This window comes from Nocardioides sp. AN3, from assembly GCF_054653495.1.
The window spans coordinates 24086-37338 of sequence record NZ_BAAIGC010000015.1 but is presented as its reverse complement, the minus strand read 5'-3'; the positions used below and the strand labels follow the sequence as shown (position 1 = coordinate 37338).

Below are 13253 nucleotides of genomic sequence, written 5' to 3'. Positions count from 1 at the left end.
CGGTGGTTTCGACAAGCTCAACCAACGAAGGACCCCTGACCCCGGTCCTCACCGCCAACTGGGCCGACGACCGCAGCTGGACCCTGGGGTCGTACGCCGCCGGTGGCGGCTACCAGGCGCTCGACAAGGCGCTCGGCATGTCGCCCGACGACGTGATCGCCGCCGTGAAGGACTCCGGTCTGCGCGGCCGCGGTGGCGCGGGCTTCCCGACCGGCATGAAGTGGTCGTTCATCCCGCAGGACAACCCGAACCCGAAGTACCTCGTCGTCAACGCCGACGAGTCCGAGCCGGGCACCTGCAAGGACATCCCGCTCATGATGGCCAGCCCGCACACGCTGGTCGAGGGCGTGATCATCAGCTCCTACGCCATCCGGGCCAACCGCGCCTTCATCTACGTGCGCGGCGAGGTGCTGCACGTGATCCGTCGCCTTCAAGCCGCCGTCGCCGAGGCGTACGCCGCGGGCCACCTCGGCTCGAACATCCACGGCTCCGGCTACGACCTCGACCTCGTCATCCACGCCGGCGCGGGCGCCTACATCTGCGGCGAGGAGACCGCGCTGCTCGACTCGCTCGAGGGCCGGCGCGGCCAGCCGCGGCTGCGTCCGCCGTTCCCGGCCGTCGCGGGTCTCTACGCGAGCCCGACGGTCATCAACAACGCCGAGTCGATCGCCTCGGTGCCGAGCATCATCGCCAACGGGGCGCAGTGGTTCGCGGCGATGGGCACGGAGAAGTCGAACGGCTTCGGCATCTTCTCGCTCTCGGGTCACGTCACACGGCCCGGACAGTACGAGGCGCCCCTCGGCATCACCCTGCGCCAGCTGCTCGAGCTGGCGGGCGGCGTACGAGAAGCCCCCAACGGTCAGCCCAGGGAGCTGAAGTTCTGGACGCCCGGCGGGTCTTCGACGCCCCTGTTCACCGCCGAGCACCTCGACGTCCCGCTCGACTTCGAGTCGGTCGGTGCCGCCGGGTCCATGCTCGGCACCCGTGCGCTGCAGATCTTCGACGAAACGGTCTGCGTCGTCCGCGCCGTGCTGCGCTGGACCGAGTTCTACAAGCACGAGTCCTGCGGCAAGTGCACCCCGTGCCGCGAGGGCACGTGGTGGCTGGTCCAGGTCCTGAGCCGGCTCGAGAGGGGCCAGGGCACGCCGGAGGACCTCGACCTGCTGCTCGACCAGTGCGACAACATCCTCGGTCGCTCGTTCTGCGCCCTCGGCGACGGCGCGACGAGCCCGATCACCAGCTCCATCAAGTACTTCCGCGACGAGTTCCTCGCTCACCTCGACCAGGGCGGCTGCCCGTTCGACCCCGCGAAGTCCACCCTCTTCCAGGAGGTCATGGCATGATCACCCCGCCCGATTCTCCGCTGCTCCGCTTCACTCGCCCGCAGACGATCGATCGGGGACCCCGATGACCAGCGAGGTGGTCAAGAGCGACCTCGTCACGCTCACCATCGACGGCATCGAGGTCAGCGTGCCGGCCGGCACCCTGGTGATCCGAGCGGCCGAGCAGGCCGGCGTGCAGATCCCGCGCTTCTGCGACCACCCGCTCCTCGCGCCCGTGGGCGCGTGCCGCCAGTGCCTCGTCGACATCCCCGACGCCGGCAACGGCCGCGGCTTCCCCAAGCCGCAGGCCTCCTGCACGATCCCGGTCGCCGAGGGCATGGTCGTCTCGACGGCGAACGAGACGGCGACCAAGGCCCAGAACGGGATCATGGAGTTCCTGCTGGTCAACCACCCGCTGGACTGCCCTGTCTGCGACAAGGGCGGGGAGTGCCCGCTGCAGAACCAGGCGATGTCCAACGGTCGCGGCGAGTCCCGGTTCGCGGCGTCGGGCGGCATCAAGCGGACGTTCCCGAAGCCGATCCACCTCTCCCCGAACGTCCTGCTCGACCGGGAGCGCTGCATCGTCTGCCAGCGCTGCACCCGGTTCGCCGCGGAGATCGCCGGCGATCCCTTCATCGCGCTGGTCGAGCGTGGCGCACAGCAGCAGATCGGCATCGCGGAGAACGCGCCCTTCTCGTCGTACTTCTCCGGCAACACCATCCAGATCTGCCCGGTGGGGGCGCTGACCAGCGAGGAGTACCGCTTCCGCGCCCGTCCCTTCGACCTCGTCTCCACGCCGGGGGTCACCGAGCACGACTCGTCCGGCGCGGCGATCCGCGTCGACCACCGTCGCGGCAAGGTGGTCCGCCGGCTCGCCGGCGACGACCCGGACGTCAACGAGGAGTGGATCACCGACAAGGACCGCTTCGGCTTCGCCTACCTCTATGCGGCCGACCGGATCACCTACCCGCAGGTGCGGGACGTGCCAGGAGATCGGTCCAGCGCGCTGCGCCCGGCCTCCTGGCTGGAGGCCTTCGCGGTCGCGGCCCGGGGACTCGCCTCGGCGGGCGGCGTCGGCGTGCTCCCCGGAGGACGGCTGACGCTCGAGGACGCGCGGGCGTACGCCGCCTTCGCGCGCGACGCCCTCCACACTCCGGACGTCGACTTCCGCGCCCGGCCACTCTCGTCCGAGGAGACGGCGTTCCTCACCGAGCACGTCCGAGGCACGGGCCTCGGCGTCACGTACGCCGACCTCGAGTCGGCCTCCGTCGTCGTGCTCGCCGGCCTCGAGCCCGAGGACGAGGCCGGCACGATCTTCCTTCGCCTGCGCAAGTCCGTGCGAGCCGGGCGGACACGCGTCGTCTCGCTCTCGCCGTTCACGACACGCGGTCTCGAGAAGCTGTCGGCGACCGTCGTGCCGACCGCGCCCGGCGACGAGGCCGACGCGCTGTCGTCGCTGCTGGGCCACGCCGACTTCGGCCTCGACTCCCGGGCGGTGATCCTCGTCGGCGAGCGGCTGGCGACGTCGCCCGGAGCGCTCGGCGCCGCGGTCGAGCTCGCCGCGAAGTCCGGCGCCCGGCTGGCCTGGGTCCCGCGCCGCGCCGGCGACCGCGGTGCGGTCGAAGCCGGCCTGCTGCCGGGGCCGGGCGGACGCGACGCCGACGCGATCGTCGACGCGGTCCTCTCCGGCGAGCTCGGCGGGCTCCTGGTCGGCGGCGTCGACCCCGACGACACCAGCGACCCTGTTGCCTTCCGTGCCGCGCTCGACGCGGCCCGTTTCGTGGTCAGCCTCGAGGTCCGGGACACCGACGTGACGCGCGCCGCCGACGTGGTCCTGCCGGTGGCCGCGATCACCGACAAGGCCGGCACGTTCGTCAGCTGGGAGGGCCGCGAGCGGCCGTTCGGGCAGGTCTTCCACAACCCCGCGGCGCTCACCGATGCCCGGGTGCTGAAGGGGATCGCGGACGAGCTCGGCGAGCGGGGGGCGGGTCTCGATACGCCTTCGCCTAGCGGCTCCGGCTACTCGACCGGCGAAAGCATGGCCGATCTCGGGGGTCGAGTAGCGAGCGCCAGCGAGCGTATCGAGACTGGCTCCTTCCGGCTCGCCACCTGGAAGCTGCTGCTCGACAACGGCGTGCTGCAGCAGGGCGACAAGGCGCTCGCGGCGACGGCTCGGCCACCGGTGGCGCGGCTGAGCGCAGGCAACCTGGAGCGCTTCGGGGCGACCGTCACGGTGACCGGCGACCGGGGGTCCGTGACGGTGCCGGCCGAGGTCGCCGACATCGCCGACGACGTCGTGTGGCTGCCGGCCAACTCGACCGGTCGAGGCCTGCTCGCCGACGTGGCGAGCCCCGGCTCACGAGTGGAGGTCACCGGTGCCCAGTGAAGCGCTGAGCGAGTTCGGCCGTGACACGTGGTGGATCATCATCATCAAGGCCGTGCTGGTCTTCCTCGTCCTGGTGCTGCTGACGCTCTTCAACATCTGGTGGGAGCGTCGGGTCGTCGCCCGGATGCAGCACCGGATCGGCCCCAACGTGCACGGCCCCTTCGGGCTGCTGCAGTCGCTGGCCGACGGCGTGAAGCTCGCGCTGAAGGAGGACATCGTCCCGAAGGCGGCGGACAAGGCCGTCTACATCCTGGCGCCGATCATCGTCGTGGTGCCGGCGTTCGTGACGTTCAGCGTCATCCCGTTCGGGCCGGTGGTGAACTTCTTCGGGCACAAGACGCCGCTGCAGCTCACGGACCTGCCCGTCGCGGTCCTCTTCGTCATGGCGATCGCGAGCATCGGCATCTACGGCATCGTGCTCGGCGGCTGGGCGTCGGGGTCGACGTACTCCCTCCTCGGCGGTCTGCGCTCCAGCGCCCAGATGATCTCCTACGAGGTCGCCATGGGCCTCTCGCTCGTCGCGGTCTTCCTCTACGCCGGCAGCCTCTCGACCAGCCAGATCGTCGCCGCCCAGGACAACCTGTGGTTCGGGCTGACGCTGCTGCCGAGCTTCCTCATCTACTGCATCGCGATGGTCGGCGAGACCAACCGCGCGCCCTTCGACCTGCCCGAGGCCGAGGGCGAGCTGGTGGGCGGCTTCCACACGGAGTACTCCAGCCTGAAGTTCGCCCTGTTCTTCCTCGCCGAGTACATCAACATGGCCACCGTCTCCGCCCTGGCGACGACGCTCTTCCTCGGCGGCTGGCACGCGCCGTTCTGGATCGACCACTTCTGGCCCGGCGCCAACCAGGGCTACTGGCCGCTGCTGTGGTTCTTCGGCAAGATGCTCTTCTTCATCTTCATCTTCATCTGGCTGCGCGGATCGTTGCCCCGGCTGCGCTACGACCAGTTCATGGCGCTGGGCTGGAAGATCCTCATCCCCGTCAGCCTGGTGTGGCTGCTCGCCGTGGCCGCGGTCAAGGCGATCCAGCTCGACGGCGGGATGCACCGGCCGACGCTTCTCATCGTGCTGGGCGTGGTGCTCGCCGTGCTCCTGGTGGTCACCTTCTGGCCGTCGCGGAAGCCGGCGGATGGTCTCGATACGCCTTCGCCTAGCGGCTCCGGCTACTCGACCAGCGGTGCGGGTGGTCGAGCAGCGAGCACCAGCGGGGCAGCCGGTGGTCGAGTAGAGAGCGCCAGCGAGCGTATCGAGACCGGTTCCCGCGGCTTCCCGACCCCGCCGATGCCGGCGGGTGGGGCGGTGCGCGGCGCTGCGCAGCCACTGGCGTTCACGTCCCGCATGTCCGGCACCAACGGCACCGTCGTCCGAGAGGAGGCCTGACATGACGCTCAAGGAGAGCCTGTGGGACCCGGTCGCCGGGTTCGGCGTGACCTTCCGGACGATGTTCAAGAAGGTCGTCACCGAGCAGTATCCGTTCGAGAAGCTGCCGACCGCCCCCCGCTTCCACGGCCGGCACCAGCTCAACCGGTGGCCCGACGGCCTGGAGAAGTGCGTCGGGTGCGAGCTGTGCGCCTGGGCCTGCCCCGCCGACGCGATCTACGTCGAGGGTGCGTCCAACACCGAGGACGAGCGCTTCAGCCCCGGTGAGCGCTACGGCCGCGTCTACCAGATCAACTACCTGCGCTGCATCCTGTGCGGGCTGTGCATCGAGGCGTGCCCGACGCGCGCGCTGACGATGACCAACGAGTACGAGCTGGCCGACGACAACCGCGCCGACCTCATCTACGAGAAGCAGGACCTGCTCGCCCCGCTGCTGCCGGGCATGGAGCAGCCGCCGCACCCGATGCGCCTCTCCGACGACGAGGGCGACTACTACCGCGGCACCTACGCCAACCCGGCGATCGCGGCGAACTTCCGTGAGCGCCAGACGGCCGCCCGCCGTGCCGAGACCGTGGAGGCGGCCGAATGAGCGCCGCGTTCTGGTCGCTGGCGCCGGTCATGGTGATCGCCGCCCTCGGGATCCTCTTCGTGCGCAAGGCGGTGCACGCCGCCATGCTGCTGGCCGTCGTCATGATGTGTCTGTCGGTGCAGTACGCCGCTCTCGACGCGACGTTCCTCTTCGCGGTGCAGATCATCGTCTACACCGGCGCGATCCTCATGCTGTTCCTGTTCGTCGTCATGCTGATCGGCGTCGACGCCTCGGACTCGGTCGTGGAGACGATCCGCGGGCAGCGGGTCCTCGCGGTCATCGGCGGCCTGCTCCTCGGGCTGGTCCTCGTGATCGCGCTCGCGCAGGTCACCCTCGGCACGATGCAGGGCCTGACGTCGGCCAACGCGGGCGGCAACATCCAGGCGCTGGCGAACCTGATCTTCTCCCGCTACGTGCTGGCCTTCGAGGTCACGAGCGCCCTGCTCATCACCGCCGCGATCGGCGCGATGGTGCTCGCCCACCGTGAGCGCCTCGACGCCAAGCCCACGCAGGCCGACCTCGCCGCCCAGCGGGTGCGCGACTTCGCCACGAAGGGGGTGCACCTCGGTCCGCTGCCCCCCCCGGGCACCTACGCGCGCCACAACGCGGTGGATACGCCGGCTCTGCTGCCCGACGGGTCCACGTCGGAGGAGTCGGTCAACCGTGTGCTCGCCGCCCGCGGGTTCGAGCGGCCGGTCCCGCGGGAGCAGGGGCTGACGGGTGGTCTCGATACGCCTCCGCCTAGCGGCTCCGGCTACTCGACCAGCAGCGGCTCGAACGGGACCGAGGGGGAGGCCTGATGGACAGCGTGACGCCGTACATCGTGCTGAGCTCCATCCTTTTCACCATCGGCTCCGTCGGCGTGCTGACCCGGCGCAACGCGATCGTGGCGTTCATGTCCGTCGAGCTCATGCTCAATGCCGCCAACCTCGCGCTGGTGGCGTTCGCCTACCAGCACGGCAACCTCGACGGCCAGATCGCAGCGTTCTTCGTGATGGTCGTCGCCGCCGCCGAGGTGGTCGTCGGCCTCGCGATCATCATGACCATCTTCCGGACCCGTCGCTCGGCCTCCGTCGACGACGCCAGCCTGCTGAAGTTCTGAGGGACGCATGCACGCACTCGCCACATCCGCGCACGCGCCGGTCGTCGCGCCCGGGCCCGCCGACGGCGTCTTCAGCCTGCTCTGGCTGGTCATCGCGCTGCCGGCTCTCGGCGCCGCCATCCTCCTGCTGGGCGGTCGGCGCACCGACCGGTGGGGGCCGCTGCTGGCGACCGCGCTGCCGATCGGCAGCTTCGTGCTCAGCCTCGTCATGTTCCTCACCCTGCTCGGCCGCAGCGACTCCGACCGGCAGGTCAAGCAGCACCTCTACACCTGGATCCACACCGGCCACCTCAACGTCGGCATGGACCTGCTCTACGACCAGCTGACCAGCCTCTTCCTGCTGCTCATCACAGGGGTCGGCAGCCTCATCCACGTCTACTCGCTCGGCTACATGGAGCACGACATACGCAAGCGGCGGTTCTTCGCGTATCTGAACCTCTTCGTCGCCGCGATGCTCACTCTGGTGATGGCGGAGAACTACCTCGTGCTGTTCCTCGGCTGGGAGGGCGTCGGCCTGGCGTCGTACCTGCTCATCGGATTCTGGCAGCACAAGCCGTCCGCGGCCGCTGCCGCCAAGAAGGCGTTCGTCATGAACCGCGTCGGCGACATGGGCATGAGCCTGGCGATCATGCTGGTGTTCGTCACGTTCGGCTCCACGAGCTTCGTCGTCATCAGCCACGCGACGCCCGCCGCGAGCCAGACGACGATGAACATCCTCGGCCTGCTCCTGCTGCTCGGCGCCTGCGGCAAGTCGGCCCAGGTGCCGCTGCAGGCGTGGCTCCTCGACGCGATGGAGGGCCCGACCCCCGTGTCCGCGCTGATCCACGCCGCGACGATGGTCACCGCCGGCGTCTACCTCATCGTGCGGTCCAACTTCGTCTTCGACTACGCGCCCACCGCACGGACCGTGGTGGTCGTCGTCGCGGTCGTCACGCTCCTGTGGGGCGCGATCATCGGAACGGCGAAGGACGACATCAAGAAGGTCCTAGCCGGCTCGACGATGAGCCAGATCGGCTACATGATGCTCGGCGCGGGTCTGGGCCCCGCGGGCTACGCCTTCGCGATCTTCCACCTGCTCACGCACGGCTTCTTCAAGGCCGACATGTTCCTCGGTGCCGGGTCGGTCATGCACGGGATGGAGGACGACGTCGACATGCGCCACTACGGCGTGCTGAGGAAGGCCATGCCCGTCACCTTCCTGACCTTCACGATGGGCTACCTCGCGATCATCGGCTTCCCCGGGTTCTCCGGCTTCTGGAGCAAGGACAAGATCATCGAGGCGGCGCTCCACGAGAACTGGCTGGTCGGCGTCCTCGCCATCCTCGGCGCCGGCATCACCGGCTTCTACATGACCCGCCTCATGCTGATGACCTTCTTCACCGACAAGCGCTGGCTCGGCGGCGTCCACCCGCACGAGTCGCCCCGGGTCATGACCGTGCCGCTGATCGTGCTGGCGGCGCTCTCGGTGCTGGGCGGCGTGATGCTGATCGGCAACTGGATCGTCGACTACCTGGCACCGGTCGTCGGCCAGAGCGAGGAGGCGGCCGGCGGCCTGCCCGGCTGGGCGGTCTCCGTCATCGTCGTGCTGGTCGTGGCGGTCGGCGTCGGGATCGCCTGGCTCCTCGTCGGGCGCCGGCCCGTCCCCGCCGTCGCGCCGGTCAAGGTCGCCTGGCCCGTGCAGGCCGCCCGGCACGACCTGTACGGCGACACCATCAACGACACCCTCGTCGTCCACCCCAGCGAGCACGTCACCCGGACGCTGGTCGACATCGACCACTACGTCGTCGACGGGCTCCTCACCGGCGGCCCGGTCGCCGTCGGTGCGGCCGGCGGCATACTCCGGCGGGCCCAGACCGGCTACGTCCGGTCCTATGCCCTCTCCGTCCTCGGCGGCGTCCTCGTCGTCGTCCTGGCACTCCTGGCGGTGAATCTTGTTTGACTTGCGCCTCCGCTTCGCTTTGGCGCGTGCCCGCCGCCTCGTGATCCTTGCTGGAGGACTCTCGTGACTCTGACGATCCTGTGGGCACTGCCGTTGGTCGGCGCGCTCGTCACTGCCATGACTCCGGCCGGGGGTGGGCGGCCGAAGCAGATCGCGCTCGCCTTCTCGCTCCTCGCGCTCGTGGAGGGCATCATCGTCGCCGCCCGCTTCAACACGGGCGACCACGGCTTCCAGTTCACCGAGAACGTCACGTGGATCAAGGCGTTCGGCGTGAACTACTCCGTGGGCGTCGACGGCCTCGGGCTGCTGATGGTGCTGCTGACGGTCGTGCTCGTGCCGATCGTGCTCGTTGCAGCGTGGCGAGACACGACCCGGGTGTCCTTCTTCGCGTGGGTCCTGGCGTTGGAGGGCTTCTCGCTGGTCGTGTTCACGGCCACCGACGTATTCCTCTTCTACGTCGTGTTCGAGGCGACGCTGATCCCGGCTTACTTCTTGATTGGAGCCCATGGAAATGTACACGGCGGCCGCGAGGGGCGTTCCTGGGCGGCGCTGAAGTTCCTCATGTATCAGCTCGGCGGCGGTCTGGTGCTGCTCGCCGGCGTCATCGCGCTGTACGTCGAGTCGGCGGGGAGCAAGAACGGGCCGTCGTACCTCATCACCGACCTGCGCAACCTCGACCTGTCCACGGACGTGGAGCGCTGGATCTTCATCTCGTTCTTCGTCGCGTTCATGGTGAAGGCGCCTCTCTTCCCGCTGCACACGTGGCTGGCGGACACGACCGAGAAGGCGACGCCGGCGACGAGCGTGCTGCTGGTCTGCATCCTCGACAAGATCGGCACCTTCGGGATGCTGCGCTTCTGCCTCGGGCTGTTCCCCGACGCCTCCAAGTGGGCGACGCCGGTGGTGATCACGCTCGCCCTGATCTCGATCGTGTACGGCGCGTTCCTGGCCATCGGACAGGACGACCTGCTGCGCCTCGTCGGACTGACGTCGCTGTCCCACTTCGGGTTCATCACCCTGGGGATCTTCGCGTTCACCACTCAGGGCGGCTCCGGCGCGATCCTCTACATGGTCAACCACGGCGTGGCCACCGCCGGGATGTTCCTCACCGTCGGGTTCCTGCTGCGTCGCCATGGCACGGTGAGCATCCGCGAGCTGCGCGGGCAGGAGCTCGCGACGCCTGTCCTGGCGGGGCTCTTCCTCGTCGCGGGTCTCGCCACGCTCGGTCTGCCGGGGCTCTCGCAGTTCGTCTCCGAGATCCTCGTGCTCATCAGTGCCTTCGACTACCACTGGTGGGTCGGTGCCGTCGCCGTCACCGGGATCGTGCTGGCCGCCGTGTACGTGCTGTGGGCCTATCAGCGGGTCTTCACGGGGCCGCGTCTCGATACGCCCTCGCCTAGCGGCTCGGGCTACTCGACGAACGACGCTGACGCTGGTCGAGGAGCGAGCGCCAGCGATCTCGGAGGTCGAGGAGCGAGCGCCAGCGATCTCGGACCTCGAGTAGCGAGCGCCAGCGAGCGTATCGAGACCCGTATGGAGACCCGCGACCTCGACCGGCGTGAGGTCGGCGTGCTCGCGCCCCTCGTGCTCGGGCTGGTCCTCTTCGGGTTCGTCCCCGGTCCGCTGCTCGACCTGGCCAACCCGACGGTGAGCGCGCTGATGGAGCATGCGGGCGTGAAGGACAACGCCCCCGTCGTGGCGGAAGGGGCCCACTGATGCCGTTCACCAACCCGCATCTGGAGTACGGCCAGCTCTGGCCCCTGCTCGTCGTCTTCGGCGTCGCCTGCGTCGGGATCCTCGTTGAGGCGTTCGTGCCGCGCCGGAGCCGCTACCTCACCCAGGTCGGCCTCACGGTCGTCGGCCTGCTGGTCGCGCTCGGCGGCACCATCGGCGTCGGTGTCGGCCTCGACGAGCTCTCGGGCGCGCGTGGCCTCGTCGCCGGCGAGGGGGCGCTCTCGATCGACGGCCCGAGCGTCTACCTGTGGGGCCTCGTCCTGATCAGCGCGATCGGCGGCGTCCTGCTCTTCGCCGAGCGCCGCCTCGAGGGCGGTGTCACCGTGTTCGCCGGGCAGGCTGCCGCAGTCCCGGGCACCACCGCCGAGCGGGAGGCGTCCACCCGCGGCCTCGAGCACACCGAGGTCTACCCGCTCCTGCTCTTCGCGGTCGGCGGGATGATGCTCTTCCCAGCCGCGAACGACCTGATCATGCTGTTCGTCGCGCTCGAGGTCCTGTCGCTGCCGCTCTACCTGCTCTGCGGCCTGGCCCGTCGCCGGCGTCTGCTGTCCCAGGAGGCGGCGCTGAAGTACTTCCTCCTCGGCGCCTTCTCCTCTGGCTTCTTCCTCTACGGCCTGGCGCTGGTCTACGGCTACTCGGGCACGATGGAGTTCGCCGGGATCGCCGCGGCCGTCCAAGGCACTACGGCCAACCACACCCTGTTGCTGCTCGGCATGGGCCTGATGGCCGTCGGGCTGATGTTCAAGGTCGGCGCGGTGCCGTTCCACTCCTGGACGCCCGACGTCTATCAGGGTGCACCGACCGCGGTCACGGCCTTCATGTCGGCCGCCACGAAGATCGCCGCCTTCGGAGCGATGATGCGGCTGTTCTACGTCGCCTTCGGTGCCGACCGGTGGAGCTGGCTGCCGATGATGTGGGTCGTTGCCATCCTCACGATGGTCGTCGGCGCCGTGCTCGCCGTCGTCCAGACCGACGTCAAGCGGATGCTGGCCTACTCCTCCATCGCCCACACCGGCTTCCTCCTCACCGGGCTGCTCGGCGTGCAGGCGGCCGGCGACCTCGGCAAGAACGAGATCAGCAGCCTCGAGGCGGTCCTATTCTACCTGACGACGTACGGCCTTGCGATCGTCGGCTCCTTCGCCCTTGTCAGCGTCGTGCGGGACGCCAGTGGCGAGAACAGCCGTTTCGACGCCTGGGCCGGACTCGGGCGTCGTGCGCCCCTGACGGCCGCCACCTTCTCCCTGTTCCTGCTCTCCATGGCGGGCATCCCGCTGACCGCCGGGTTCATCGGGAAGTGGGCGGTCTTCTCGGTCGCTCTGTCGGCGGGCGCCTGGCCCGTGGTCGTGGTCGCCATCGCGTCGAGCATCGTGGCGGTCTTCTTCTATGTCCGGTTCATCCTGCTGATGTTCTTCACCGACAGCGAGGGCGGGGCGGCCGTCACGATCGCCTCTCCGCTGACCACCGGCGTCATCGGCGTGACCGCGGTGGCCACCCTCGTGCTGGGCATCGTCCCGGGTCCGGTTCTGGATCTCGCGCAGCATGCGGGATCATTCATCAGGTGAGCACACCCGACTCCGCACCCGGCCTCGCCCTCCCGGTCGCCGACCCTGAGCTCGCGCAGCGGCTGAAGAGCCGGCTCGCGCTCGTGGAGAAGGCCCTGGCCGACCACGTGCGCTCCCGTGCGCCCTTCGTCTCCGAGGCCGCCGCCCACCTCCTCGAGGCCGGCGGCAAGCGGTTCCGCCCGCTCCTCGTGTTGCTCGCGGCGGAGTGCGGGGACCGCCCCGACAGCGACGACGTGCTCACCGCCGCCTGCGTGGTGGAGCTGACCCACTTGGCCTCGCTCTACCACGACGACGTCATGGACGAGGCTCTGCTGCGCCGCGGCGCCGACTCAGCCAACGCCCGATGGGACAACCACGTCGCGATCCTGACCGGCGACTTCCTCTTCGCGCGGTCCTCCGAGCTGACCGCCGAGCTCGGTCCCGAGGCCGTGCACATCCAGGCGCAGACCTTCGCCCGCCTCGTCGAGGGCCAGATCATGGAGACGCAGGCGCCGCTGCCCGGAGACGACGCGGTCGACCATCACCTCGACGTCATCGCCGGCAAGACCGGCATCCTCATCGCGACCTCCGCACGATACGGCGCGCTCTTCGGCGGCGCCCCGAAGGAGGTCGAGGAGGCGCTGACGGCGTACGGCGACATCGTCGGCGCCGCCTTCCAGATCTCCGACGACATCCTCGACATCGCCTCGGACGGCGACGTGTCCGGCAAGACGCCCGGCACCGACCTGCGCGAGGGCGTCCCGACGCTGCCGGTGCTCATGGCGCGGCGCTCGGCGGGCCCCTCCGACGCCCGGCTCGTCGCGTTGCTCGACTCGGATCTGTCCGCGTCTGACGACGACCTGGCCGAGACGCTTGCTCTGCTCCGTGCGCACCCCGCAATGGATGAGGCCCGTGCCTACGTCCTCGAGGAGGCCCGCCGGGCGAAGGCGTGTCTCGGTCCCGTGCCCGCCGGCCCCGTGCGGGACGCGCTGGAGGCGTTCGCGGACATCGTGGCGACGCGGACGGCCTGATCGCCTGCCCGCCGAGTCGGCGTGTCGTTGCGCCGTCAGGCCGCTGAGTCGGCACTTCTTGTCGGCCTGATGAGCCCGAAGTCGGCGTGTCTGCGCATCGGTAGGCCCCCGAGCTGGTGCGTCTTGGCACCGCCGGGCCGCCGAGGCGGGGTGACGTCGCTGCGGCGGTGGGAGAGGGTGGACGCTGCCGCTTCGTGAATCAGTTCACGAAGCGGCAGCGTCTCTTCA

At 69.6% G+C, this 13253-nt stretch carries 10 protein-coding genes; all 10 read left to right on the top strand.

What is annotated here, in order from left to right; all coding sequences use genetic code 11:
* Window positions 1–2 precede the first annotated feature (2 nt).
* The 10 genes from nuoF (at window position 3) to ACYQ1K_RS16735 (ending at window position 13025) form a co-directional block, all read left to right on the top strand.
* Complete coding sequence (gene nuoF, locus ACYQ1K_RS16780) at window positions 3–1343, top strand: NADH-quinone oxidoreductase subunit NuoF (RefSeq protein WP_459984261.1); 1341 nt, start codon at window positions 3–5, stop codon at window positions 1341–1343.
* 64 nt (window positions 1344–1407) lie between these two features.
* A complete protein-coding gene (locus ACYQ1K_RS16775; RefSeq protein WP_459984260.1) occupies window positions 1408–3708 on the top strand; it encodes an NADH-quinone oxidoreductase subunit G in 2301 nt (766 codons plus the stop codon).
* On the top strand, window positions 3698–5089 hold the full coding sequence (gene nuoH, locus ACYQ1K_RS16770) for an NADH-quinone oxidoreductase subunit NuoH (protein ID WP_459984259.1): 1392 nt from the start codon (window positions 3698–3700) through the stop codon (window positions 5087–5089). Before ACYQ1K_RS16775 ends, nuoH begins: the two co-directional genes overlap by 11 nt.
* Before the next feature lies 1 nt (window position 5090).
* Window positions 5091–5678, top strand: coding sequence for an NADH-quinone oxidoreductase subunit NuoI (nuoI, locus tag ACYQ1K_RS16765; RefSeq protein WP_459984258.1), 588 nt, complete (start codon window positions 5091–5093; stop codon window positions 5676–5678).
* Window positions 5675–6478: an NADH-quinone oxidoreductase subunit J gene (locus tag ACYQ1K_RS16760; RefSeq protein ID WP_459984257.1), complete on the top strand. Its 804-nt coding sequence runs from the start codon at window positions 5675–5677 to the stop codon at window positions 6476–6478. Before nuoI ends, ACYQ1K_RS16760 begins: the two co-directional genes overlap by 4 nt.
* Window positions 6478–6780 (top strand): NADH-quinone oxidoreductase subunit NuoK, encoded by a 303-nt coding sequence (gene nuoK / locus ACYQ1K_RS16755; protein ID WP_459984256.1) that lies wholly within the window; start codon window positions 6478–6480, stop codon window positions 6778–6780. The genes ACYQ1K_RS16760 and nuoK overlap by 1 nt, the downstream gene beginning before the upstream one ends.
* Window positions 6781–6787: 7 nt before the next feature.
* Window positions 6788–8719, top strand: a complete 1932-nt coding sequence (gene nuoL / locus ACYQ1K_RS16750; protein ID WP_459984255.1) for an NADH-quinone oxidoreductase subunit L — start codon at window positions 6788–6790, stop codon at window positions 8717–8719.
* A 63-nt stretch (window positions 8720–8782) separates the two neighbouring features.
* Entirely contained in the window at window positions 8783–10435 is a 1653-nt protein-coding gene (locus tag ACYQ1K_RS16745; protein ID WP_459984254.1) for an NADH-quinone oxidoreductase subunit M, read from the top strand.
* The gene (nuoN, locus tag ACYQ1K_RS16740; protein WP_459984253.1) at window positions 10435–12015 is read left to right on the top strand and encodes an NADH-quinone oxidoreductase subunit NuoN; all 1581 of its coding nucleotides are present in this window, start codon (window positions 10435–10437) and stop codon (window positions 12013–12015) included. Before ACYQ1K_RS16745 ends, nuoN begins: the two co-directional genes overlap by 1 nt.
* A complete protein-coding gene (locus ACYQ1K_RS16735) occupies window positions 12012–13025 on the top strand; it encodes a polyprenyl synthetase family protein (RefSeq protein ID WP_459984252.1) in 1014 nt (337 codons plus the stop codon). Before nuoN ends, ACYQ1K_RS16735 begins: the two co-directional genes overlap by 4 nt.
* Window positions 13026–13253 lie beyond the last annotated feature (228 nt).

What these genes read in the sequence shown, in the direction of transcription:
- ACYQ1K_RS16775 (WP_459984260.1), top strand. Translation starts at nt 1,408, where the DNA reads ATGACCAGCGAGGTGGTCAAGAGCGACCTCGTCACGCTCACCATCGAC.
- nuoN (WP_459984253.1), top strand. Translation starts at nt 10,435, where the DNA reads ATGCCGTTCACCAACCCGCATCTGGAGTACGGCCAGCTCTGGCCCCTG.
- nuoK (WP_459984256.1), top strand. Translation starts at nt 6,478, where the DNA reads ATGGACAGCGTGACGCCGTACATCGTGCTGAGCTCCATCCTTTTCACC.
- ACYQ1K_RS16760 (WP_459984257.1), top strand. Translation starts at nt 5,675, where the DNA reads ATGAGCGCCGCGTTCTGGTCGCTGGCGCCGGTCATGGTGATCGCCGCC.
- nuoI (WP_459984258.1), top strand. Translation starts at nt 5,091, where the DNA reads ATGACGCTCAAGGAGAGCCTGTGGGACCCGGTCGCCGGGTTCGGCGTG.
- nuoL (WP_459984255.1), top strand. Translation starts at nt 6,788, where the DNA reads ATGCACGCACTCGCCACATCCGCGCACGCGCCGGTCGTCGCGCCCGGG.